At 68.7% G+C, this 23219-nt stretch carries 22 protein-coding genes, 1 tRNA gene and 1 riboswitch; of the genes, 9 read left to right on the forward strand and 14 right to left on the reverse strand.

The genetic code is table 11. The features are described 5' to 3' along the window. Positions 1 to 70: 70 nt before the first annotated feature. Entirely contained in the window at positions 71 to 541 is a 471-nt protein-coding gene (locus tag OG558_RS35120) for a DUF6194 family protein (protein WP_405066828.1), read from the forward strand. A 149-nt stretch (positions 542 to 690) separates the two neighbouring features. Further along, complete coding sequence (locus tag OG558_RS35125) at positions 691 to 1914, forward strand: S8 family peptidase (protein WP_405066830.1); 1224 nt, start codon at positions 691 to 693, stop codon at positions 1912 to 1914. 62 nt (positions 1915 to 1976) lie between these two features. Here OG558_RS35125 and OG558_RS35130 read toward each other — a convergent pair whose 3' ends face one another. Further along, a complete protein-coding gene (locus OG558_RS35130; protein ID WP_329476890.1) occupies positions 1977 to 2534 on the reverse strand; it encodes a Rieske (2Fe-2S) protein in 558 nt (185 codons plus the stop codon). Between the two features lie 293 nt (positions 2535 to 2827). Between OG558_RS35130 and OG558_RS35135 the strand changes: the two genes are divergently transcribed. Beyond that, positions 2828 to 3724 carry a hypothetical protein gene (locus OG558_RS35135; RefSeq protein WP_405066832.1) on the forward strand — a complete coding sequence of 299 codons (897 nt, stop codon included), beginning with the start codon at positions 2828 to 2830 and terminating at the stop codon, positions 3722 to 3724. Positions 3725 to 3738: 14 nt separating this feature from the next. Here the strand turns inward: OG558_RS35135 and uvrA are convergent, their stop codons facing one another. Further along, complete coding sequence (gene uvrA / locus OG558_RS35140) at positions 3739 to 6732, reverse strand: excinuclease ABC subunit UvrA (protein ID WP_329476886.1); 2994 nt, start codon at positions 6730 to 6732, stop codon at positions 3739 to 3741. A gap of 235 nt (positions 6733 to 6967) precedes the next feature. Here uvrA and OG558_RS35145 point away from each other — a divergent pair, with 235 nt between their 5' ends. Beyond that, the gene (locus OG558_RS35145) at positions 6968 to 7627 is read left to right on the forward strand and encodes an MBL fold metallo-hydrolase (protein ID WP_405066833.1); all 660 of its coding nucleotides are present in this window, start codon (positions 6968 to 6970) and stop codon (positions 7625 to 7627) included. Between the two features lie 76 nt (positions 7628 to 7703). Continuing rightward, positions 7704 to 8078: a VOC family protein gene (locus tag OG558_RS35150; RefSeq protein WP_405066834.1), complete on the forward strand. Its 375-nt coding sequence runs from the start codon at positions 7704 to 7706 to the stop codon at positions 8076 to 8078. Between the two features lie 6 nt (positions 8079 to 8084). Here the strand turns inward: OG558_RS35150 and OG558_RS35155 are convergent, their stop codons facing one another. Continuing rightward, positions 8085 to 8720 (reverse strand): tetratricopeptide repeat protein, encoded by a 636-nt coding sequence (locus OG558_RS35155; protein WP_405066835.1) that lies wholly within the window; start codon positions 8718 to 8720, stop codon positions 8085 to 8087. A 23-nt stretch (positions 8721 to 8743) separates the two neighbouring features. On the opposite strand from OG558_RS35155, the gene OG558_RS35160 reads away from it, so the two are divergent. Further along, the gene (locus OG558_RS35160; RefSeq protein ID WP_405066836.1) at positions 8744 to 9280 is read left to right on the forward strand and encodes a GNAT family N-acetyltransferase; all 537 of its coding nucleotides are present in this window, start codon (positions 8744 to 8746) and stop codon (positions 9278 to 9280) included. Here OG558_RS35160 and OG558_RS35165 read toward each other — a convergent pair. Further along, complete coding sequence (locus tag OG558_RS35165; protein WP_328520653.1) at positions 9277 to 10221, reverse strand: trypsin-like peptidase domain-containing protein; 945 nt, start codon at positions 10219 to 10221, stop codon at positions 9277 to 9279. The two genes, OG558_RS35160 and OG558_RS35165, sit on opposite strands and share 4 nt — an antisense overlap. A 119-nt stretch (positions 10222 to 10340) precedes the next feature. On the opposite strand from OG558_RS35165, the gene OG558_RS35170 reads away from it, so the two are divergent. Both OG558_RS35170 and OG558_RS35175 read left to right on the forward strand, forming a co-directional pair. Then, positions 10341 to 10889 (forward strand): TetR/AcrR family transcriptional regulator, encoded by a 549-nt coding sequence (locus OG558_RS35170; protein WP_405066837.1) that lies wholly within the window; start codon positions 10341 to 10343, stop codon positions 10887 to 10889. Positions 10890 to 10958: 69 nt separating this feature from the next. After that, entirely contained in the window at positions 10959 to 13133 is a 2175-nt protein-coding gene (locus tag OG558_RS35175; protein WP_405066838.1) for an MMPL family transporter, read from the forward strand. Between the two features lie 37 nt (positions 13134 to 13170). On the opposite strand, the gene OG558_RS35180 is transcribed toward OG558_RS35175, so the two are convergent. The 8 genes from OG558_RS35180 to OG558_RS35215 all read right to left on the reverse strand — a co-directional run bounded on the left by OG558_RS35180 (position 13171) and on the right by OG558_RS35215 (position 19528). Further along, positions 13171 to 13950: a group I intron-associated PD-(D/E)XK endonuclease gene (locus OG558_RS35180; RefSeq protein WP_405066839.1), complete on the reverse strand. Its 780-nt coding sequence runs from the start codon at positions 13948 to 13950 to the stop codon at positions 13171 to 13173. A gap of 48 nt (positions 13951 to 13998) precedes the next feature. Beyond that, positions 13999 to 14072: transfer RNA gene (locus OG558_RS35185), tRNA-Pro, on the reverse strand. An 81-nt stretch (positions 14073 to 14153) separates the two neighbouring features. Further along, positions 14154 to 15533 carry a ribosome biogenesis GTPase Der gene (der, locus tag OG558_RS35190; protein WP_405066840.1) on the reverse strand — a complete coding sequence of 460 codons (1380 nt, stop codon included), beginning with the start codon at positions 15531 to 15533 and terminating at the stop codon, positions 14154 to 14156. After that, positions 15526 to 16254, reverse strand: coding sequence for a lysophospholipid acyltransferase family protein (locus tag OG558_RS35195; protein ID WP_405066841.1), 729 nt, complete (start codon positions 16252 to 16254; stop codon positions 15526 to 15528). The genes der and OG558_RS35195 overlap by 8 nt, the downstream gene beginning before the upstream one ends. 16 nt (positions 16255 to 16270) lie before the next feature. Further along, positions 16271 to 16957, reverse strand: a complete 687-nt coding sequence (cmk, locus tag OG558_RS35200) for a (d)CMP kinase (protein WP_329476870.1) — start codon at positions 16955 to 16957, stop codon at positions 16271 to 16273. A 48-nt stretch (positions 16958 to 17005) separates the two neighbouring features. Continuing rightward, positions 17006 to 18070 carry a prephenate dehydrogenase gene (locus OG558_RS35205; protein WP_405066842.1) on the reverse strand — a complete coding sequence of 355 codons (1065 nt, stop codon included), beginning with the start codon at positions 18068 to 18070 and terminating at the stop codon, positions 17006 to 17008. A 118-nt stretch (positions 18071 to 18188) separates the two neighbouring features. Continuing rightward, positions 18189 to 18557: a chorismate mutase gene (gene aroH / locus OG558_RS35210; protein WP_328520645.1), complete on the reverse strand. Its 369-nt coding sequence runs from the start codon at positions 18555 to 18557 to the stop codon at positions 18189 to 18191. Between the two features lie 32 nt (positions 18558 to 18589). Continuing rightward, complete coding sequence (locus OG558_RS35215) at positions 18590 to 19528, reverse strand: helix-turn-helix domain-containing protein (protein WP_405066843.1); 939 nt, start codon at positions 19526 to 19528, stop codon at positions 18590 to 18592. A gap of 100 nt (positions 19529 to 19628) precedes the next feature. Here OG558_RS35215 and OG558_RS35220 point away from each other — a divergent pair, with 100 nt between their 5' ends. Continuing rightward, complete coding sequence (locus OG558_RS35220; RefSeq protein WP_329476864.1) at positions 19629 to 20504, forward strand: phytanoyl-CoA dioxygenase family protein; 876 nt, start codon at positions 19629 to 19631, stop codon at positions 20502 to 20504. 1 nt (position 20505) lies between these two features. Here OG558_RS35220 and OG558_RS35225 read toward each other — a convergent pair whose 3' ends face one another. Continuing rightward, positions 20506 to 21351: a bifunctional 5,10-methylenetetrahydrofolate dehydrogenase/5,10-methenyltetrahydrofolate cyclohydrolase gene (locus OG558_RS35225; protein WP_405066845.1), complete on the reverse strand. Its 846-nt coding sequence runs from the start codon at positions 21349 to 21351 to the stop codon at positions 20506 to 20508. A gap of 29 nt (positions 21352 to 21380) precedes the next feature. Continuing rightward, positions 21381 to 21469: riboswitch (ZMP/ZTP riboswitch) on the reverse strand. Continuing rightward, positions 21470 to 23218, reverse strand: coding sequence for a beta-N-acetylglucosaminidase domain-containing protein (locus OG558_RS35230; RefSeq protein ID WP_405066846.1), 1749 nt, complete (start codon positions 23216 to 23218; stop codon positions 21470 to 21472). Position 23219 lies beyond the last annotated feature (1 nt).

Genomic DNA, 23219 nt, shown 5'->3' on the forward strand with positions numbered 1-23219 from the left:
GTTCGGGCCGCCGACAAATCCGGAATCCCGCCAAAGTCTCAATTGTGACTTCAATGACACACTTGAAGGCATGACTGTTGAAGAGATGGATCGGGTGATCCGCGCGTACGGCGGCATCCGGGTGCTCGAGGCACAGGGCGATCTGTTCTACCTGTACGACCCGGCCGCGGACCTGCCGCCGGAACGGCAGCAGCCGTTCGCCACCATCGTCACCGGCGACCACTACGAGAAGGTGTCCCGGCTCGACGACCCCGGCGCCTGGCGACTCAACATCGGCCTGACCAAGGCGACGTACACCTCGTTGTTCGGTGCGGTGCCGACCGAGCGCGACGCCGACTGGGTACTCGACTCCGGCCACGACTACACCGCCCGCGACACCCTGATACCGCACCCCTTCTACGCCTCGCAGCACTGGGTCTGCATCGTCTCGCCGTCCGACGCCACTCCCCTGCTGCCGCTGCTGCAGGAGGCCTACGACTTCGCCATCCGCAAGCACGCCAACTTCCAGGCACGCCGCAGTAACCCCCTATTGGGCAAGTGAACGTTGCGGTCGTGTTGCGGGTTGTCCCATAAGGCTGGTTTGACCCCCGGTTGGGATGAGCGGGAGTTCTAGCGTCTGACCCAGGGTAGACGTGCAGGACCTTTGCGTGAGGCAACCGGGCCTTGCGCTGACTCGAGGGAGTTCCGCCCATGTCCCCCAGAATTCGCAGACCGCGTGCCGTGTTCGGAGCGGTCGCCGCATCCGCGCTCGCCGTCACCGGGATCGTCGCCACCGCGGCCGGCAGTGACGCGTCGCAGACGGCCGCCGTCACCATCCGCGGCGCCGCCACCCCGGACGCCATCCCCGGCAGCTACATCGTCGTCCTGGCCGACCAGCGTTCGCAGGCCGAGACCCGGGCCACCAACGCCAGTCTCGCGACCAGCTACGACGTCAAGGTGCGCGACCAGTACGACGCCTCGATCAAGGGCTTCTCCGCGAGCATGAGTGCGGACCAGGCGAAGAAGCTGGCCGGCGACAAGCGGGTGGCCTACGTCCAGCAGAACCAGAAGATCACCGTCGCGCAGGACGACCCGCCGTGGGGCCTGGACCGGGCCGACCAGCGTGACCTGCCACTGGACAAGAAGTACGAGGCGTCCACCACCGCGGACAACGTGAACGTCTACGTGATCGACACCGGCATCTACGCCGCGCACAAGGACTTCGGCGACCGCGCCTCGGTCGGCACCGACACCGTCGGCGACGGCCAGAACGGCGTCGACTGCATGGGGCACGGCAGCCACGTGGCCGGCACCATCGCCGGAACGACGTACGGCCTGGCCAAGGGCGCGCATGTGTACGGCGTCCGGGTGCTCGACTGCTCGGGCTCCGGCTCGACCGAGTCCGTGGTGGCCGGCATCGAGTGGGTCACCAAGAACGCGAAGAAGCCCGCCTTGGCGAACATGAGCCTGGGCGGCGGCGCCGACGACGCGCTGGACGCGGCGGTGAAGGCCTCGGTCGGCTCCGGCGTCACCTACGCCGTTGCCGCTGGCAACGAAAGCGCGGACGCCTGCCAGGGCTCGCCGGCCCGGGAGCCCTCGGCGATCACCGTCGGCGCGACCGACGACCAGGACAAGAAGGCGACGTTCTCCAACTTCGGCAAGTGTGTCGACCTGTTCGCGCCGGGCGTCGACATCACGTCGGTCGGCATCACCGACCCCGAGGCGACCGCCAAGATGAGCGGTACGTCGATGGCCACGCCGCACGTGGCCGGTGGGGTCGCGCTCTACCTGGCCGACCACCCGGACGCCACGCCGGCCGATGTCGCAACGGCCCTGGTCGGTGCCTCAACGCCGGACAAGGTAGGTGACCCCGGCACCGGCTCCCCCAACCAACTCCTCTACGTCGGCAAGCTCGACCCAGCCACCCACAGCTGACAAACCGCTAACGTCCGAAGAAGTGAGGGCTATGGGCCTCACTTCTTCGGACGTTACGGTTGTCAGGCGGACTGGACGATGTTGCTGCCCTGAACCGCGACGTTTACCGCGGGGAGGGGCGACTGCGCGGGGCCGCTGACCGGGCTGCCGTCGGTGATGTTGAAGTGGCTGTTGTGGAACGGGCAGACGATCTGCCCGCCCTGCACCGACCCGACCGGGTTGCCCTGGTGGGTGCAGATCGCGGAGAAGCCCTTGAACTGACCCGCGGTCGGCTGTGTCACCACGACCTTGGCGTCGGAGAACACCTTGCCGCCACCGACCGGTACGTCGGACACCGGGCCGAGGACCGTGCCGCCGCTGGTGCTCGCCGGCGCGCTCGAGGACGGCGCCGTACTGGTCGGTGCGCTGGTCGGAGCCGAGCTCGTGCCGGTCGCGGGTGCGGAACTGGAGCCGCTGCTCCCGCTCGCGTTGTCGCTGCCGCCGCAGGCCGCAAGGATCGGTGCGCTGGCACCCGCGAGGGCGGCGATTGCCGCGCAGCGGAGCACCGACCTCCGGTCGCGCAGGTTGTCCCCCGCCGGGGTCTGCTGCGGGGTGGTTGGTGCCATCGTGTCATCGCTCATGAATCTGGACCTCCAGGAGCCTGCCGGTCGAAGTGGTTGAACGCTTTGCTTCTGTGTAGCCGACCCTGCCAAACCGGGCCGATACCGGGTCAAACGACTGGATCATCGGATCGGTTCAACCAGCGCCGGATTCAACCGGCGTTTGAGAGTTTGCTGTGAATCAGCTGGTAGTGCGGGTGCGTGATCCGGACTGCCACTAAGGTGTGGCCCGCTGACCAGCCCGCGGACGCCGGGGGGCTTCGTACTTCTGGAACGGATGCGCGAGACACTTCAGTGGTGGCGGAGGTCAAGACATGACGGACACGAGCGAAAGTTTCGCTGTCGTCGAGGTGATCGCGGATCTCGCGCCGATGTGGTTGCCGGGCTGTGTGGTGGACACCGAGGAGCGGACGGTCGAAGTCGGCTGGGGACGCGGCGCGCTGCAGATGTCCGCGGTCGTCGGCGTCGGCGAGATCGTCGACCGTTGTCTGCACCTCCCACAGCAACGCTGGCCGGAACAGATCGAGGCCTGGCTGCTGGCCGTCGTCGCCGAAGGTGAGCTGGCCACGGAGGAACACCGGTACGGCGACGTCGCGGAGCGGCAACGTGCTCTGCTCGTGCAGCGCGGATGGTCTGCGCGAACGGCCGGACCGGTCGCGGACGCCCTGATCCCGTTCGGCGAACACTTCGAGGTCGTGGTGTTCGTCCGGACCGGCAAGGAACTCCGGCGACTGACCGTCGTACGGCGATCGATGCTCGGGCTGGGTGATCCCGGCGTGCCGTCGCCGGTGCGGTTGAGTCTGGCGGAGATCGCGGACCTGGAGCCGGTCGAGCACGACGGGTTCGCCGTCCTCAGCCGGGACGGCGATCCGCTGGTGTCGATGGCGATCGTCGACCGGGAGACCTTGTTGCCGCAGGCATCTCTGGGCGCGGGGGTGCTGGTCGGGGTGCCGCGGTTGAGCACAGTTGCCTACTGCCCGGCCGATGCGGGCCAGGATCGGGCCGACGCGTTGGCGCGGTTCGTCACCGAGACGTACCGCGACGCACCGGACCAGTGCTGCCCGGATCTCTTTTGGTTACAGGGCGATCGGATAGTTCAGGTGCCGGTCACGCTGGCCACGCCACCGACCGTCGTACTGCCCTCTGTGTTGACGCCGCATCCGCGCCGTACGTGGTTGCGACAACTGTTCGGACAGCTCTTCGGCCGGTGATACTCGCGGGCTGATCAGCTGGCGACGCGTTTCCGGGCCGGTGCCTTCTTCGCCGGGGCCTTCTTGGCAACGGCTTTCTTGGCGACCGTCTTCTTCGCCGCGGTCTTCTTGACCGGCGCCTTCTTCGCGGCGGCGGCCTGCTGCTTCGCGCTCGGCTTCGCGGCGCGACCCTCGAGGATCTCCGCCAGGAACTCACCCGTGTACGACGCAGGGTTCGCCGCGACCTCTTCCGGCGTACCTTCCGCGACCAGCGTGCCACCGCGGCGACCGCCGTCCGGCCCGAGGTCGATGATCCAGTCGGCGGTCTTGATCACGTCGAGGTTGTGCTCGATCACCAGCACCGAGTTGCCCTTGTCCACCAGGCCGCCGAGCACGCCGAGCAGCTTGCGGATGTCTTCGAAGTGCAGACCGGTCGTCGGCTCGTCGAGCACGTAGACCGTCCGCCCGGTCGACCGCCGCTGCAGCTCGGACGCCAGCTTCACGCGCTGCGCCTCACCACCGGACAGCGTCGGCGCGGGCTGCCCGAGACGGACGTACCCGAGGCCGACCTCGACCAACGTGGTCAGATGCCGCGAGATCGCCGGGATCGCCGCGAAGAACTCCGACGCCTCCTCGATCGGCATGTCCAGCACATCCGCGACGGTCTTGCCCTTGTAGTGCACCTCGAGCGTCTCGCGGTTGTACCGGGCGCCGTGGCACACCTCGCACGGCACGTACACATCCGGGAGGAAGTTCATCTCGATCTTCAGCGTGCCGTCACCCGAACAGGCCTCGCACCGGCCGCCCTTGACGTTGAAGGAGAACCGGCCCTGCTGGTACCCGCGGACCTTCGCCTCGGGCGTGTCCGCGAACAGCTTGCGGACGTGGTCCCAGACACCGGTGTACGTCGCCGGGTTGGACCGCGGCGTCCGGCCGATCGGCGACTGGTCGACGTGGATGACCTTGTCGACCAGCTCCATCCCGGAGATCTTCGTGTGCCGGCCCGGCACCGCCCGAGCACCGTAGATCTGCCGCGCCAGCGAGGTGTAGAGAATGTCGTTGACCAGCGTCGACTTGCCCGACCCGGACACCCCGGTCACCGCGACGAACACCCCGAGCGGAATGGTCACGTCGATGTCCTGGAGGTTGTTCTGCCGGGCCCCGTACACGGTCAGCTCGCGGCCCTCGGTGAGCGGTCGCCGGACCGGCGGGATCGGGATCTCGCGGCGGCCGGAGATGTACTGGCCGGTGATCGAGTCCGGGTGGTTGCGCAGGTCCTCGACCGTGCCGGAGACGACGACCTGGCCGCCGTGCTCACCGGCACCCGGGCCGATGTCGACCACCCAGTCGGCGTGGTCGATGGTGTCCTCGTCGTGCTCGACGACGATCAGCGTGTTGCCCAGCTCCTTCAGCCGGACCAGCGTCTCGATCAACCGCCGGTTGTCCCGCTGGTGCAGGCCGATCGACGGCTCGTCGAGGACGTACAGAACGCCGACAAGCCCGGAGCCGATCTGGGTCGCCAGCCGGATCCGCTGCGCCTCACCACCGGACAGCGAACCCGCCGGCCGGCTCAGCGCCAGATAGTCCAGGCCGACGTCGAGCAGGAACCGCAGCCGCTCGCCGATCTCCTTGACCACCCGCTCGGCGATCTGCTTCTCCCGCGGCGATAGCTCCATCTGCGCGAGGAAGCCGTGCACCTCGTCGATCGACATCGCGCTGATCTCCGCGATGTTCTTGCCGCCGAGCGTGACCGCGAGCGAGATCGGCTTCAGCCGGGCGCCGTTGCAGGCCAGACACGGCACTTCGCGCATGTACTCCTCGAAGCGCTCCCGGCCGGTGTCGCTCGACGCCTCCGCATGCCGTCGCTCGACGTACGGGATCACACCCTCGAAGGTGGTGTAGTACGAGCGCTCGCGGCCGTAGCGGTTCTGGTACGAGACGTGGACCTGCTTGTCGTGGCCGGTCAGCAGCGACTTCTTCGCCTTCGCCGGCAGCTCGCCGAACGGCGTGCTCGTCTTGATCTTCAGGTCCCTCGCCAGCGCCGCCAGCAGACGCTCGAAGTACTGCGAGACGTTCTGCCCGGACCACGGCTGGATCGCGCCCTCGTCGAGTGACTTGGACGGGTCGGGGATCAGCAGCTCCGGGTCGACCTCCATCCGGGTGCCGAGACCGGTGCACACCGGGCAGGCGCCGTACGGCGAGTTGAACGAGAACGACCGTGGCTCGAGCTCGTCGATGGCGAGGGGGTGGTCGTTCGGGCAGGCGAGCTTCTCGGAGAACCGGCGCTCGCGGTGCGGGTCGTCCTCCGGCAGGTCGACGAAGTCCAGCACGAGCAGACCACTGGCCAGACCGAGCGCGGTCTCGACCGAGTCGGTCAGCCGCTGCTTGGCCGAGCTCTTCACCGCGAGCCGGTCGACGACCACATCGATGTCGTGCTTCTTCTGCTTGTCGAGCTTCGGCGGGTCGGTGAGCTGGATCGTCTCACCGTCCACCCGGGCCCGGGACAACCCCTGACCGCTCAGCTGGCGGAACAGGTCGAGGTACTCCCCCTTGCGGCCGCGGACGACCGGGGCCAGCACCTGGAAGCGAGTGCCCTCCTCGAGCTCCAGCACCCGGTCGACGATCTGCTGCGGGGTCTGGCGCGCGATCGGCTCGCCGCACTCCGGGCAGTGCGGGCGGCCGGCCCGGGCGAACAGCAGGCGGAGGTAGTCGTACACCTCGGTGATCGTGCCGACGGTGGAGCGCGGGTTCCGCGAGGTGGACTTCTGGTCGATCGAGACGGCCGGGGACAGACCCTCGATGAAGTCGACGTCGGGCTTGTCCATCTGACCGAGGAACTGCCGCGCGTACGCCGACAGTGACTCGACGTACCGGCGCTGGCCCTCGGCGAAGATCGTGTCGAAGGCCAGGCTGGACTTGCCGGACCCGGACAGCCCGGTGAAGACGATCATGGCGTCCCGGGGCAGGTCGACCGAGACGTCCTTCAGGTTGTGCTCACGCGCTCCACGCACGATCAGACGGTCAGACACAAGCTCACTCTCAGCCGTTCTCGAGGGTATCCAGGGCATGCCCGGTCATGCTAACGAGGCCCACCGACAAAAACTTCCGGCGGCGGATCGAGGTGCCCGCAGGACGCCCGACCGCACCGGCCGCTTCGAAAGTATATTCGATCGCGGGCGGTAGTTCATGCAAGTCGGCCCCGAGATGACCGGACGGTCGCCGGAGTGCAAGGATCGGGGCTGTCACGACTTCCAGGGAGGGCGCATGCCGGAGTACCACGGGAACGTCAAGGTCGGCGGACCGGCTCAGACACACGAGCTGGCCCGGTTGATGATCACCAAGGTCGCGGTCGGCCCGATGGACAACAACGCCTATCTCCTGCGCTGCCGGCAGACCGACGAGCAGGCGCTGATCGACGCCGCCAACGACGCGGATACGCTGCTCAAGCTGATCGGCGACGGTGGGCTCGCCCGCGTCGTCACCACTCACCGCCACCAGGACCACTGGGAGGCGCTCGCCGAGGTCGTCGCCCGGACCAGCGCCACCACGGTCGCCGGCCGGTACGACGCCGAGGGCATCCCGGTCCCCACCGACCAACTCGTCGACGACGGCGACCACATCGCCGTCGGCCGGTGCAGCCTGCGCATCATCCATCTGGTCGGCCACACACCGGGCTCGATCGCCCTCGTGTACGACGACCCGGACGGCGCACCTCACCTCTTCACCGGTGACTCACTGTTCCCGGGCGGCGTCGGCAACACCCAGGGTGACGCAGAGCGCTTCACGTCCCTGATCAACGACGTCGAGACCAAACTCTTCGCCGACCTCCCCGACGAGACCTGGGTGTACCCCGGCCACGGCTCCGACACCACCCTCGGCACCGAACGCCCCCACCTGAAGGAATGGCGCGAACGCGGCTGGTAGCGGGACCTTCGCCCCTGCCCCCAGCCCCTGGGTCCGTCGATGGTGGGAATGGCATCGACCGACGAAGGGAGCTGTAATGAAGGTACTCGGCGTGGACAATGTCTTCCTGCCGGTAGGGGACCTCACCCAGGCGGTGGCGTTCTACCAGGACGCGGTGGGACTACCAGTGGCCAAGCGCTTCGACGAGATCGGCATGGTTCTCTTCCGGATCGGGGACGAGACACCCGGGTTGGGTGTCGGTGTCTCCGAGTCGCCGACCGCCGGTGGGCAGAAGGTGTGGTTCGAGGTACCGGACGCCCGTGCGGCGGCGGACGAGCTGTCCGCCAAGGGAGTGGCGCCCTTGGCACAACCGTTCCGGATCCCTACGGGTTGGGCGTTCGAGGTCCGCGATCCTTGGGGCAACGTCATCGGCTTCACCGACTACACCGCCAAACCGGAACTCGGCCGCTGACCTGAATCAGCTCCGCGAGCGGGCTGCTTCGATCTGGGCGCTGATCATCACGGCTCCCACCGAAGCGGCCAGGGCAGCCGCCTCATCTGCCAGCGCCTGCGCGTCGTCGGAGCGTCCTTGTGCGGCGGCCAGGTAGATGAGACCGACCAAGTTGGCGGCCACACCTGCCGTGAAGCCGAGGGTACGGCGGAGAGCGGTGGACTCCTCGAGCAAGGCGCGGGCCCGGTCGAGGTCGCCGGCCGTGTGGGCGGCGATGCCCAGGTGGCGGAGGGCGTTGGACAGGGTCAGCTGGTCCCCGGTCTTCCTGGCCAACTCGCTCGCGGCAGTCAGGGGTGGGACGGCGGACGTGTTGTCGTCGCGGACGACCTGGTGGAAGCAGCCGATCCAGAACTGGGCTTCGGCCTCGCCGCGCTCGTCGCCCAGGGCGCGGTAGAGGTCGGCCGCTCGCTCGAAGGCCGGCAACTCCTCGGGGACCTCGATCCGTGTCTCCAGGTAGCGGCCATGCATGACCCGGCCACGACCGATCAACAACGCGGCCTCGACCGCGTCGAGCTCACGATCGGCCTGCGACAGGGCGTCGTATGCCCCGTTGAAGATCGCCCGCTCGTACAAGTCCTTCGCCCACGCCAAATGTTCGTCCACCCGCCAGAGCCTAGGCTGCCGTCGTGAGCAACTTCGCCGAATACGAGCCGGACGCCGGCCGTCAGGTCCCGGACACTCCGATCGAGATCCGCCCGATGGGCGCCGACGACCTCGACGCCTGCGCCGAACTGATCGTCTCGCGCACCGGCGGATCTGTCGCCGAGCGCCGAAGCCGTCTGCTGTCCGACCTTCAGGATCCGACCCGCTACTCCGTCGTCGCGTGCGTCGAGACTGAGGTGGTCGGCTACGCCGCCGTGATCCACCACGAGGTCTCATCCGACGACCCGCCAACCACGGCCCCCACCGGCTACTACCTTGTCGGCCTGATCGTGTCCCCGGACTGGCGCCGCCACGGCATCGGGGAACTCCTCACCACCGCTCGCATCCGCTGGACGGCCGAGCGCGCCGACGCCGTCTACTACTTCGCGAACCTCGCGAACGGCCCGATCCTCGACCTCCACCAGAGCTTCGGCTTCACCGAAGTCACCCGCGACTTCACCTTCCCCCGCGCCCCTCTCAAACCCGGCAGCGGCGTCCTCCTCCGGGCCGAACTGAGCTAGCGGTCGGTCAGTTCGGTGGGATGGGCTATGACATCCACGAGGGCGTTGTTGCGGATGGCGGTGATTTCGGTGCGGCGGGAGATGGCGTCGGCGAACAGGAGTCGTTGGAGGGACTGAGCGTCGCGGAGCGGGGCGCCGTCGACAGCCAGGACCAGGTCGCCGGGGCGAAGGCCGGCGTCGGCGGCGGGGCTGTTCGCGATCACCTCGACGACGCGGAGAGCCGTGCGCTGGTCGAAGCGTTCGGCCAGGGCGGGCCGCAGCGGCGCGGGGGTCGTGACGAGACCGAGGTACGCGCGGCGGACGCGACCGTCATGCAGGAGCGAGTAGATGATCCGGCGCGTGGTCTGGTTCATCGGAACGGCCAGCCCGAGACCGATGCCGGCCACCGCGGTGTTGATGCCGACGACCCGGCCGTTGCCGTCGGCAAGTGCACCGCCGGAGTTGCCCGGGTTCAGCGCTGCGTCGGTCTGGATCACGTCCTCGATGATCCGCTGCGCCGACCCGCTCCGCACCGGCAACGACCGGCCGAGCGCACTCACCACGCCCGCGGTCACACTCCCGGCCAGCCCCAACGGGTTGCCCACGGCAACCACCAGGTTCCCCACCTTGAGGTGATCCGCATCGCCGTACTCCGGCGGATCTGGGATCTCCCGGTCGGCTCGCAGTACGGCGAGATCGGACAGCCGGTCGACCCCGACCACTCGGGCCTGCGCCGTCGTACCGTCCGCGAACTCGGCGTTCGCCTGCTCGCCCTCGCCGACGACATGCGCGTTGGTCAGCAGGTGGCCATCGCCGGTCAGCACGACCGCCGATCCCGACGAGTCGCCGCGCCGGCTGTGGATCCGTAGGCTCGCCACCCGCGGGATGAGGTGTTCCGCCACGCCCGAGACCACTCGGGAGTAGGCATCCAGTACGTCGTCGCCGGCAATCTCATCAGCCATGGTTCTGCCTCCCGAATTACATCATTACACCGCAAGCAAGCCGCGGCCATCGCGTGAGGGAAGCCACAATCCTGACCGATCGGTTGAAAACTGGCCGATCGGTCAGGATGATGGCTGACATGGCAGTCACCACCCCCGCCCGGGAGCGGACCCGGCACGAGATCGTGCGGCAGGCGATGGACCTGTTCCAGGCCAAGGGCTATAACGCGACGTCACTGCAGGACATCGCGAGCGCGGCCGGCTGCTCGAAGGCGACGGTGCTCTACCACTTCAGCGGCAAGCCCGCCGTCCTGGCCGCGGTCCTCGAGCCGGCCGCCGCCGACCTGGCCGAGCTCATCGCCGCGGCCGGCGCGCTGCCGCAGACGGAGGCGCAGGAGTTCGCGATCCAGCGCTTCATCGACCTCGCCGTGGTGCACCGCGGCGTCATCGACGTCATCCAGGACGTCATCCCGGTGATGGTGGAGATGCCCGAGATCGCCGGACTGGTCGCCGACGGCATGAAGATGACCGACTACCTGGCCGGCTCGGACGACCCGCTCGAGCACGACCTGGCCAAGTTCGCCGTCAACGGCCTGCTCGGCGAGTGCCGGCGTCCCGGCGAACGCACCAACGACGAACTCCGGAGACTCTGCGACATCGCCCTCCGTCGACTGCTCGGACGCAGCTGAACCCATCCCGACCGCCGGCGGACGGTCTCCCCTGCTCGCACGTACCGACTCGAAACGGACGCACTCCCGATGGCCAATCTGCTGTACCGGCTCGGCCGGTTCTCCTACCAGCGCCGGCGCCTCGTCGCCGCCGTCTGGGCGTTGTTCCTCGTCCTGCTCGGTGTCGGCGCGTTGACGCTGGGCGGCAAGACTGCGAACACCTTCTCCATCCCGGGCACCGAGTCGCAGCGCGCGCTCGACGCCCTGAAGCAGGAACTGCCCGCGGCGAGCGGTGCCTCGGCCACGGTCGTGGTGAAGGCACCCGACGGCAAGACGCTCGCGGATCCGGCGGTGAAGGCGGCCGTCGGCGCGACCGTCGGCAAGGTCGCGAAGGTGCCGGAGGTGATCGCCGCGATCGATCCGTTCACCAGCAAGGCGATCAGTCCCGACGGCACGACCGGCCTGATCAGCGTCCAGTTCGACAAGCCCGCCGACGAGCTCTCCAAGGACAGCACCACGGCGTACGACGGACTCAGCGGACTGAGCACCGGGGATCTTCAGGTGGTCCCGGGCGGCCAGGTGGCCGGCGGCGTACCCGAGATCGGAGCCACCGAGGTGATCGGGGTCGCGGTCGCGGCCGTCGTACTGGTCGTCACGTTCGGTTCGCTGGTCGCGGCCGGGATGACGTTGCTGACCGCGCTGCTCGGCGTACTGGCGGGGATGGCAGGGCTGTTCCTGGTCACCGCGTTCGTTGATGTGTCGTCGACCGCGCCGATCCTGGCGTTGATGCTGGGACTCGCGGTGGGTATCGACTATGCGTTGTTCATCAGCTCGCGGCATCGGACACAGCTTGCTCAGGGCATGGATCCGGAGGAGTCGGTCGGGCGAGCGACAGCGACCGCGGGGTCGGCGGTGTTGTTCGCCGGCGCGACGGTGGTGATCGCGCTGGCCGGGTTGAGTGTGGTCGGCGTACCGTTCCTGACCGCGATGGGGCTGGCGGCCGCGGCGACCGTGCTCACCGCGGTGCTGGTCGCGCTCACGCTGCTGCCGGCCATGCTCGGGTTCGTCGGGAACCGGGTGCTCCCCCGCAAGATCCGCAAGGCGCCGACGGCCGCTCCGGTCAAGGAAGGTTTCGGCTTCCGTTGGGGCCGGCTCGTGACCAGGTTCCGCGTCCCGATCGTTGCCGTCGGCATCCTCGGGCTCGGATTGCTGGCGATCCCGGTCAAGGACATGCAGCTCGCGCTGCCGGACGGTGCCTCGGCTGCGGCCGGCACGAACCAGCGGGTCGCCTACGACCTGACCGCGGCCGCCTTCGGGCCGGGCGCGAACGGTCCACTCGTCGTCGTTGTGAAGAGCACCAACCCGGCGACGTCCGATGCGCTGGTCAAGCAGGTACTCGCGAAGTCGCAAGGGCTGAAGGATGTCGTGGCGGCCCAGCCCGGGCCGGCCAGTGCGGACGGATCGACGCGGTTGTTGCAGGTCATCCCCAAGAGCGGCCCGGCGAGTCAGGAGACCGCAGAGCTGGTGAAGAACCTGCGGTCGGCGGTGCAGCCGTTGGCCACCGGTGACGCGAGCATCTCGGTGACAGGCAATACCGCGGTCGGGGTCGACGTGTCGAACAAGCTGTCCAACGCATTGCCGATTTACCTGCTGGTTGTCATCGGGCTGTCGTTCCTGCTGTTGTTGTTGGCGTTCCGGTCGGTGCTCGTGCCGCTCAAGGCGACGCTGGGCTTTGTGCTCACGGTCGGGGCGACGTTCGGCATCACGGTCGCGGTGTTCCAGCTCGGATGGGGCGCCGACCTGCTCGGCGTGGACTCCCCCGGGCCGCTGGTCAGCTTCCTGCCGATCATCATGCTGGGCGTGCTGTTCGGGCTGGCGATGGACTACGAGGTGTTCATCGTGTCCCGGGTCCGCGAGGAGTTCGTGCACGGCAAACACGCGACCGAGGCAACCATCGAGGGGCTCGGCCACGGCGCCCGCGTGGTGACGGCGGCCGCCTTGATCATGGCGTCGGTCTTCGCCGGCTTCATCATGGTCCACGACCCGATCATCAAGGCGATCGGCTTCGGCCTCACCATCGGCGTCCTCATCGACGCCTTCGTCGTCCGCATGACCCTCGTGCCGGCGGTGCTGTCTCTCCTAGGCGACCGCGCCTGGTGGTTCCCCCGCTGGCTTGACCGCATCACCCCCAAGGTCGACATCGAAGGCGAATCCCTCCACATCGACGAGACCCCCGAGCCCAAACAACTCGCCGACATCCACTGAACTGTGGTGAGGCGCACCCGCACGTGGCCGGTGCTCCTCAGCGCAACAGTCCCGAAGCATCACCCACCCGGTACGGCGCGTAGGTCTCTGCATAGATGCGGATTCGTCCTGCCAGCACCGAACTGGGGATCACATACATGCTGCCGTCGCCCAGCACGATGAAGAACAGATCGATATCGTCCGGGTCGTACGGCATCTTGCTTGCCGACTTGTCCAGCACGTACGGCCGCCGTCCGATCTCGACACCCCAGTGCCCCTTGGCATCGGGGCGAGCGCTGCTCTTGACCTGCACGCGCTGCACGCCCTTCCTCGTAGTCACCAGCAGGTCATACACCTCGGGCTCGATCGGCAACGCCACCGAGCAGCCCCGCAAGGTGAGCCAGGCCATCGCCATCGCAGGCGCCGCAGTTCGCAGCAGCTCAGGACGCACAGGCTGATCGAACACCTCACCTGACAGTGACCGCGGCTCGGACGGCCTCAGATTGGTGCAGTCCAGGCCGAGCCGAACCGCATGCCCCTTGATCCGAACCCGGGTCTCGGTGCCGTCGCTGACGCCCAGCCCGGCAAATACATCCGCCCAGCAGGTGGCGTCGCGCATCACTGCACGCAGCTCTCGGTCAGACCACCGACGTTGGCCCGTGAAGTGGGCGGTGTCCAATTCAAGCCGGTCCGCATGTCGTTTGAGCACACGGATTGTGCCTGCGGACGTGCCGTTCAATCCCAGTGCGCGAGCGACCGCGCGCCACGAGTGGTTCTCCTCTACTGCCTGACGTAGCTGCAGATCGTCCCAGGTGCGCCTGTCCCCCGATGTCTTCATGGAAGAAACCTAAAGAGGGGCACCGACAGAATCGGTGCCCCTCTTGGGTCGGGCTGACAGGATTTGAACCTGCGGTCTTCTGGCCCCCAGCCAGACGCGTTACCAAACTACGCCACAGCCCGATGCCCGCCTCCGAAGAGCCGAGCGGGGTAAACCTTACCGCATCTTGTGGAGTGGTCTTAACCGGGTTCCAGGTCGGCGGGTCAGCGCTTCTTGTTCTTTTGGCGGGCTCGGATCTGGACGTGGACGGGGCTGCCGACGAAGCCGAAGTCCTCGCGGAGGCGGCGTTCGATGAAGCGCTGGTACGACGCCTCGATCTGGCCGGAGGTGAAGATCGCGAACGTCGGCGGCATCGTCGTCGCCTGGGTGCCGAACAGGATCTTCGGCTGTTTGCCGGACCGGACCGGGTGTGGGTGCGCCGCGACCAGGCGGCCGAGGAACGCGTTCAGCTGGCCGGTCGGGACGCGGGTCTGCCAGCCGTCCAGCGCGGCCTCGATGGCCGGGACCAGCTTCTCCATGTGCCGGCCGGTGAGGGCGCTGATGTTCACCCGTGGCGCCCAGCGGAACTGCACCAGGTCGCGGTCGATCTCGCGCTCCAGGTAGTACCGCCGGTCCTCGTCGACCAGATCCCACTTGTTGTAGGCGATCACGAGCGCCTTGCCGGCTTCCTCGACCGCGCTCATGATCCGCAGGTCCTGCTCGGTCATCGGCTCGGACGCGTCGATCACGACCACGACAACCTCGGCCCGCTCGATCGCCGCGTTGGTCCGCAGCGAGGCGTAGTACTCGTGCCCCTGGGCGCTCTTCACCTTGCGGCGGATGCCGGCGGTGTCGATGAACCGCCACTCCTTGCCGGCCAGCGTGATCAGCTCGTCCACCGGGTCGACCGTCGTACCGGCGACGTCGCTGACGACGACGCGGTCCTCCTTGGCGACCTTGTTCAGCAGGGAGGACTTGCCGACGTTCGGCTTGCCGACGATCGCGACCCGGCGTGGGCCGCCGGTCTCGGGGTCGCGCTCCGGCGGCGCCTCGGGCAGGGCTGCCAGTACGGCGTCGAGCATGTCACCGGTGCCGCGGCCGTGCATCGCCGAGACCGGGAACGGCTCACCGATGCCGAGGCTCCACAGGTTCATCGCCTCGGCCTCGACCCGCTGGTCGTCGACCTTGTTCGCCGCGAGCACGACCGGCTTCCCGGACTTCCGCAGTACCCGTACGACGGCCTCGTCCGCATCCGTGATCCCGACCGTCGCGTCGACCACGAACAGCACCGCGTCGGCCGCGTTGATCGCGACCTCGGCCTGCGCCGCGACCAGGGCCGCCATCCCGACCGCGTCCGGGTCCCAGCCGCCGGTGTCGACGACCGTGAAGCCGCGGCCGGCCCAGTTGGCGTCGTACGAGACACGGTCCCGGGTCACGCCCGGGGTGTCCTCGACGACGGCCTCGCGGCGGCCGATGATGCGGTTGACCAGCGTGGACTTGCCCACGTTCGGCCGGCCGACGATCGCGAGCACGGGCAGCGGCCCGGTGTCCTCACGGTCGTGCGTAGGCTCGGCGAAGTCGTAGCCGGTGGGCAGATCAGTCATCAGGGTCCTTCTTGTCTGGCGCGCCCGGGAGGGGGTGGCCGGTGGCTTCGACGGCCGCCCTCACATGGGCTCGCAGCACGTCGCCGATCTGGTCGGCAACCGCGCGTACGTCGGAATGCCTCCTGGGAAAGGGTACGCGCTCCACCGTGAACGGCTCGCCATAGACCACATCGACCCGGCTCCCGGCCGGTGGGAAACCCTCCACGTCGCCGCGCGGCAGCCTGGTCCCGAGCAGGGCCACCGGCAGGATCGGCGCACCCGTCACCATGGCCAGATACGCCACGCCGGTCCGGATCCGGCTGAAGTCGCCCGGACCGCGAGTGCCCTCGGGGTAGATGTTCAGCACCCGGCCGTCGCGGAGCACCTTGATCGACTGCCGGACCGCGAGGACGTCGTACGCCGATCGGTCGACCGGGATCTGCCCGATCCGCCGGAGAATCCTCCCCTGGAGCCCGCCGAACACCTCGATCTTGCCGAGCTGGTGCAGCATCCGGGGCGCGATCGCCCCGAGCAGCGGCCCGTCGAGCAGGCTCAGATGGTTCGGAGTCATCAGCACCGGACCGGTCCGCGGGAACCGGTCCTCGTCGTGAATGGTCAGCTTGTACTTGCGCCGGAAGTACGGCTTGGCGACCGTGCGCATCGGCAGCGCGAGCCGGTACGGCAGCCGAGGCAGATCGTCGGTGCGTGGCAACTCCAGGTGCCCGGTCAGCTCCGCGGTCATGCGGCGATGCGCTCTGTCATGACTTCGGCCCTCTCGGGGCGGCCTCGGCCTCCTTCGCGAGACGGCTGATCACGTCGATGACCTCCTCCAGGGACAGATGCGTCGAATCGATGGTGACCGCGCCGTCGGACGCGACCAGGAACTCCGACACGGTCGCGTCGTCGGCGTCCCGGCGGACGATCTGGTCGCGGAGCTGCTCGGCGGTCACCGCCCCGGCCGCCAGCTCGGCGCCGCGGCGCGCCATCCGGGCGTCCTGGTCGGCGGTGAGCAGCACCTTGAGCTCGGAGTCGGTCGCGACCACGGTGGCGATGTCGCGGCCCTCGACCACGATCCCGCCGGTCGGCTGGGCGTCGTCGATGATCTCCCGCTGGCGCCGGATCAGCTCCTTGCGGACGTCCAGGTTGGTGGCGATCTTGGAGACCGTCTCGCTGATCCGCGGCTCCCGGATCGCGGTCGTCACGTCGGTCCCGTCGGCGATCACGAACTGGTTCGCCGGGTCGATGCTGACCTCGAGGCGCAGCTCCCGGGACCGCTGCGCGACCGCCGCGGTGTCGTCCAGATCGAGTCCGTGCTCCAGCGCCGACCAGGTCACCGCCCGGTACGTCGCTCCGGTGTCCAGGTAGCGCAGCCCCAGCCGGCTGGCGACGCCTCGCGCGGTGCTCGACTTACCGGAGCCGCTCGGGCCGTCCACAGCGATGATCATGCCCCGAAGATTACCTGTGGCGGGGGACATTCCACCGATCAGGACCGGCTACCGGTGGACGACCCAGCCGCGCTCGGTCAGTACGTCGACCAACTGGTCGACCGAACCGGGTTTGACCGCCAGCTCGACCTCACCGACGGGACGGCCCGGACTGTGGTCGATCCGCAGGTCCTCGACGTTCGCGCCGGACTCGGCCGCGTCCGCGAACAACCGGGCCAGCTGCCCCGGCCGGTCGGGGATGGTCACCAGAACGGTCACCAGGTCGATGTGCGGCGTACCGTGCTTGCCCGGCACCCGGACCGCACCGGAAACGCCCTGCCCGAGGATCGAGGTCAGCTCCTCCGCCGCCTCTTCCTTGCCCAAGGCAACGAGTAGGCGGTCGAGCTCGCCGCGGATCTGCTCCAGCAGACCCGTCAGGGCGGTCGAGTTCGCGGACACGATCTGGGTCCACAGCTTGGGGTCGCCGGCCGCGATCCGGGTCACGTCCCGGACGCCCTGGCCGGACAGCTGCAGGTGCGAGGTCGGCGCGTCGGCGAGCGTGCCCGCGGCGAGCGCCGACATCAGGTGCGGTAGGTGTGACACCCGGGCGACGCCGAGGTCGTGGTCCTCGACAGACAGCTCGACGGTCCGGGCTCCGGCCGCCTCGGCCAGCCGCCGTACCAGCTCGATCGCCTCGGGCGAGCTGGTGTCGTGCGGAGTGATCGCCCAGGTCGCGCCGTCGAAGAGGTCCGCGCGGGCGGCGAGTGGCCCGTTCCGCTCGGAGCCGGCCATCGGGTGGCTGCCGACGTACCGGCTGAGGTCACCGGTGAGCTTGCCCGCGTCGGCGAGGGGCTTCGACTTCACGCTGGCGGCATCGGTGACGACCGCGTCGGTCTGCTCCAGTTGCTCGGCGATTACCGCGCCGACGTGATCCGGCGGTACGGCGACCACCACGAGCTGCGGCTCGATCTGGACCAGCCGCGAACCCGCGCCGATCCGCTCGGCCATCAGCGCGTTGTCCGGATCGGCGTCGACGAGCTCCACCACGACACCCAACCGCGCCAGCGCCAGGCCGATCGACGTACCGATGAGTCCGGTGCCGACGATCCGAACCGGACCGCGCAGCTCGGTCATGGGGCCTCCCGCCCTGGACTGAGGAGCGTAGGGAGCGAAGCGACTGAAGCGACGAGGGAAGGGCGGGAGTCACAGCCCCATGACCGCGCCGGCGCCGGAGGCCCGGCCAAAAGCACAGTCACTGGGCGCCCGTCAGGTCTGGACGGAGAGCTACCGCGCCGTGCAGGTAGACGTGCTGGATCTTCTCCCGGGAACGCGGGGTCTCGGTGTGCACCATCAGCCGGACCACGCGCGGCAGGGCGTGCGGGACGGCGATCTCCTGCATGCACATCAGCGGTACGTCGGTCAGCCCGATCTGGCGGCCGGCCACGGCGGGAAACTCCGAGTGCAGATCCGGCGTGACGGTGAACAGGATGCTGATCAGATCCTCGTTCTCCAGATCGTTCGCCTCCAGGACCGCCCGCACCAGCTCCGCGGACCGCTCGAGCAGATGCTCGCGCTCGTCCACGTCGAGCTGGGTGGCACCCCGGATCGCCCGTACCGCCACGTCTTCGCCTCCTTGGTCGTCTGTCTCCAACCCTAGAGCAGAGTGGTCAGAGGGTGGACAGCCGTCTCGGATAGTGCCGCCTCGAGCAGCGTCCGGGCCACCGGAAGCAGCCCGGCCTCCCGGACCGGCGCGAGCGGATCGGTCAGTTGCCGACGACGCCGGAACGATCCCGGCGGTTGGCCGTACGTGAGGGAGAAGCGGCGGGAGAAGTGGTACGGATTGCTGTAGCCGCAGTCGGACGCGATCTCGGCGATCGTCGCGTTGGTGCGCAGGAGCGCGGTCGCGGCCCGGGCCAGCCGGATCAGATCCAGGGCGTACGCCGGTCCGCAGGCGTACCGCTCCCGGAAGAGCCGGTGCAGGTGCCCTGCCGACAGGTTCGCCGCAGCGGCCAACTCCGGGACGGAGATGATTCGCGGGCCGCTCCTCGCCCACACGGTCGCAACATGGTCGACCAGGCGGCGGACAGCAACCGGCATCTCCTCGCGCGACTGACCGGCCGGAGCGCTGAGGAAGACCTCCAGCATCGTCGCCACCAGCCGGTCACTGTGTCCCCGGACCGACGATGACGGTACGCCGGCAAGGTCCAGCAGGTAGGTGCACAGCCCGTCCAGCAGGCTCGGATCGGACTGGGATCGCACCGACGGCCAACTCGACGGATCGCCGAGTCCGCCGAAGTCCTCGATCTGGAAGTGCACGTACGCGTGTCGCGACGAGCGATCGCAGTCCCAGATATAAGCATCCCGGTTCCCGCGCCGAGCCAATGCCACGGTGCCCGGGCGAAGGTCCTCCTCCACGGTCGCCTGCCGGAGGCCGGCATCGTCGTACACCTCGGTCCGCCACCGCGCCGAACCGCTCAGGATCCACAGCAGTTCGTAGTTCGGCAGCGTGCGTGGGCCATAGGTTGCCCCGGGCGGATAGTCCGCGACCTGGACCACGGAGTTCACGCTGATCACCGGGGGTCGCGAGGTCACGAACAGATAGTAATGCGCACGCCCGCGACATTGGCCGGGCCTGGTCTGCTCTGAGACCGTGAAGCCGGTCATCGCCCCCAAAGGCCGGATGGAGCATCAGATGCAGTCTGTCACCGCCGTACACAGCTTCGCCGAGGTCACCGACGAGTTGGTCGAGTCGTTCCGGCGGGACGGCTTCGTCGTCCTCGATCAGGCCGTGTCGCCCGACCAGGTCACCGCGCTCCATGCCGCGGCCGAGGCTCTGTGCCGCGGTGACCTGGGCGTCATCGACGGAGGTCCAGCCGCCGAGCCGACAGCGGATGTCCTGCGCAAGTACCTGTGCATCCACCAACCACACAAGGTGTCCGACGTGGCACTCGCGGCGTTACGGGCGCCACGGGTGGTCGCGGCGCTGACCGCGGTGATCGGGCCGAACGTCAAGGCCATGCAATCGATGCTGTTCATCAAGCCCGAGGGGAAGCCGGGCCAGGCATGGCACCAGGACGAGTTCTTCATTCCGACCAGGGACCGCTCGCTGACCGCGGTGTGGATCGCGCTCGACGATGCCACCGTGGAGAACGGCTGCCTGTGGGTTCTGCCGGGCTCCCACCGCCGCGGTGTCATCTACCCCGACCGGGAGCAGGACGATCTCCGCTTCGACTGCACGGTGGAGGCGTTCGACTTCCCGTACACCGACGACGATGCCGTCCCGGTCGAGGTGCCCGCGGGTTCAGCGGTGATCTTCAACGGTTATCTGCTGCACCGATCACTGCCGAACACCGGCCGGCACGGACTCCGCCGGGCGCTCGCCAACCACTACATGAGCGCGGAGTCGCTGCTCCCCTGGCAGTCCGTGCCACCTGGAGTCCACGTCGGCAAGCACGACTACCGCGACATCGTGATGGTGGCCGGGACCGATCCGTACGCCTACAAGGGCATCGACGATCTCGCTCGCCCGCACTCCCGGCGGGACAAGGACGGCGGGTGCGACCGCTGACTCAGCCCGCCTGAGCCTCGGCGGCGTCGACGGCCTGCTCCAGCAGGAGGGCGATCGTCATCGGTCCGACGCCGCCCGGGACCGGCGTGATCAGGCGGGCGACCTGGGCCGCCTCCTCGAAATGCACGTCGCCGATGTTGCCCTCGTTGTACCCGGCGTCGACCACGACCGCTCCCGGCTTCAGCCAGTCGCCGCGGACGAAGTTCGGCTTGCCGACCGCCGCCACCACGATGTCCGCGGTCCGGACGATCTCCGGCAGGCCGACGGTCCGCGAGTGCGTGTAGGTGACGGTCGCGTTCGATGCCAGCAGCAACATCCCGACCGGCTTGCCGAGAATCGGGCTGCGGCCGATCACGACCGCGTGCGCGCCGGCGATCGGTACGTCGTACGCCTCGAGCAGGCGCATGATCCCGCCGGGCGTCGCGGACCGGAACCCGGGATCGCCGAACGCCATCGCGGCGAACGACCGCATCGTCACGCCGTCGACATCCTTGGCCGGATCGATCGCCTCGAACGCGGCCCGCTCGTCGATCTGCGCCGGCACCGGGTGCTGCAGCAGGATCCCGTGCACCGCCGGGTCGCTGGAGAGCTTGTGAATCTCGGTGACCAGTTCGTCGGTGGTCGTCTCCGCGGGCAGTACGACGCTCCGCGACGCGATGCCGGCCTTCTTCGACCGGTTCTGCTTCATCCGCACGTACGTCGCCGACGCGGGGTCATCGCCCACCAGCACCGTCGCCAGACACGGCTGCACGCCGGTCTTCTCCTGCAGGGCCTTCGCCCTGGCGGCGGCGTGAGCCACGATCTCCGCGGCGAGGTGGGTCCCGGTCATCAGTTCGGCGGTGGTCATGCGCGCACTCCTTCGGGCGTCGACAACAGGTCAGATGCCCAGGCGCGCGGCGCAGCCGGATCTCCGGCAGGCCGTTCCCCGGTGGTTACCCACCTCAACGCCAGTCGCGGCCCACCGGTCAGGATACCCGGGCGGTCACCTCGGCGATGAACGTGTCGGCGACACCGTCGCCGATGCGGGGGTAGGTCTGGGAGTGCGGGAGGCGGATGTCGCGGATCTCCTCGGCCTGGGTGACCAGGTGGTTGATCTGGGCCTGGCTGGTGGCGACGTCCGAGCTGTTGCCCTCGGCTCCTGCTTCGAGGACGCGGAGGGCCTCGCGGAGCGCCTGACCCCAGTAGAAGCTCGCGTCGAGCCAGGCATCGGTCTCGTCGGCGAAGGACGGGTCGGACACTCCAGCGCGGATCTGCGCCGGAGCGTTCTCGATCGCCTCGAAGTACGGCTCGAGCTCCGCGATCGCGCCGGCCAGGTCGCCGCCCTCCCAGGTCGCCCAGAATTCGGCGATCTTCGCGGCCAGCACCGGCGCGTTCGCCAGGTGCAGCTTCCCGTCGTAGGTCGTCAGATCGGCGAAGACTTCGAGCGCGGCGATCGTCTCCGGGTCGCCGGAGGCCCGCTCGGCGATCGCGCGACGCCACGACGCCTGCTGGTCGTACGTCGCCGGATTCCAGCCGAACTCCGCGAACGAGTAGAGCGCGAGCTTGCTGGCCCCGGCCTGGTTCATCGGGTTCGAGATCACGCCGACGACCTGGTCGGCCAGGCCGGGCTCGCGGTTGCTGTAGTCCGCGAGCAGGATCCGGCCGTGCGCGTAGTCGTTGACCGGATAGTTGTCCCAGATCAGGATGTCGTGCCCGAACACCGCCTTCGCCTCGGCCGCTTGTGCGCTCGTGATCGAGTGCGGGACGACACCGATCCCGGTCCAGTGCACGACGACCGCGCTGTCCAACTGCTCCCGGAGCGCCTGCTTGTACGGCGACTCGGTCACGTCGTAGTACTCAGTCGGCACCATCTGCAGCGGGGCGAGATCCGGTTTGGTCGCCACCCACTCGCGCTGGATCCGGTTCAGCAGGTCGCTCTGCGCCCTCCCGGCCCCGCCACCACCGGCGCCGTACTTCTCCTCGTCCTCGGCGCAGTGCCACTTCTCGTACTCGATGTCGTCCAGTGGCACGTTGAACGCCCGCGCGCCGAGCTCGTAGAGCGCCTCGAACTTGGCGATCAGCGCCTGGAACTCGGTGTCGTCGGTGTAGCGGATCGAGAGGCCGGGCGAGAGCGCGAAGGTGAAGTCGACCTTGTTCCGCAGCGAGCGCTCGATCAGCTCGCCGAGCTCGGCCAGCTTGTCGGCCGGGTACGGGTCGCGCCACTGCTCGCGGTGGTACAGGTCGTCCTTCGGGGCGTACTGGTACGTGTTCATCCGGTGCGCGCCGAGGTAGTCCAGGTGGTCGAGCCGGTCCGCGTGCGACCACGGCGTACCGTAGAAGCCTTCGATCGAGCCGCGGTACCGCATCGTCGGCCAGTCGCGGATCTCCACGCCGTCCAGGTGGTTGCCCTGGACAAGTTGTGCGAAGGTCTGCGCGGCATAGAAAGTACCGCGCCCGTCGACGCCCTCGAGCACGACCTGATTGCTCCCGACGGCAACGACGTACCCCTCGGCCGGCAGCCCTTCAGCGGTCTGCACGTCGAGGCCGCCTCCGCCCAACCGGATCGTGACGGCCGCTTCTCCGTCGATGATCGTCTGTACGCCGGCGCGCGTCAGGGTCTCGCGGACGACGCGCTCGGCGTCCGGGTCAGTGGTCGGACCGTGCACCAGCCCGATCGTGTCGCCGAGGTCGAAGCCGTCGTCGCGGCGGGTGGTCTGCTGCGGTTCTGGAGTCACG

Origin of the sequence: Kribbella sp. NBC_01510, assembly GCF_045040325.1 — a bacterium.
GTDB lineage: Bacteria > Actinomycetota > Actinomycetes > Propionibacteriales > Kribbellaceae > Kribbella.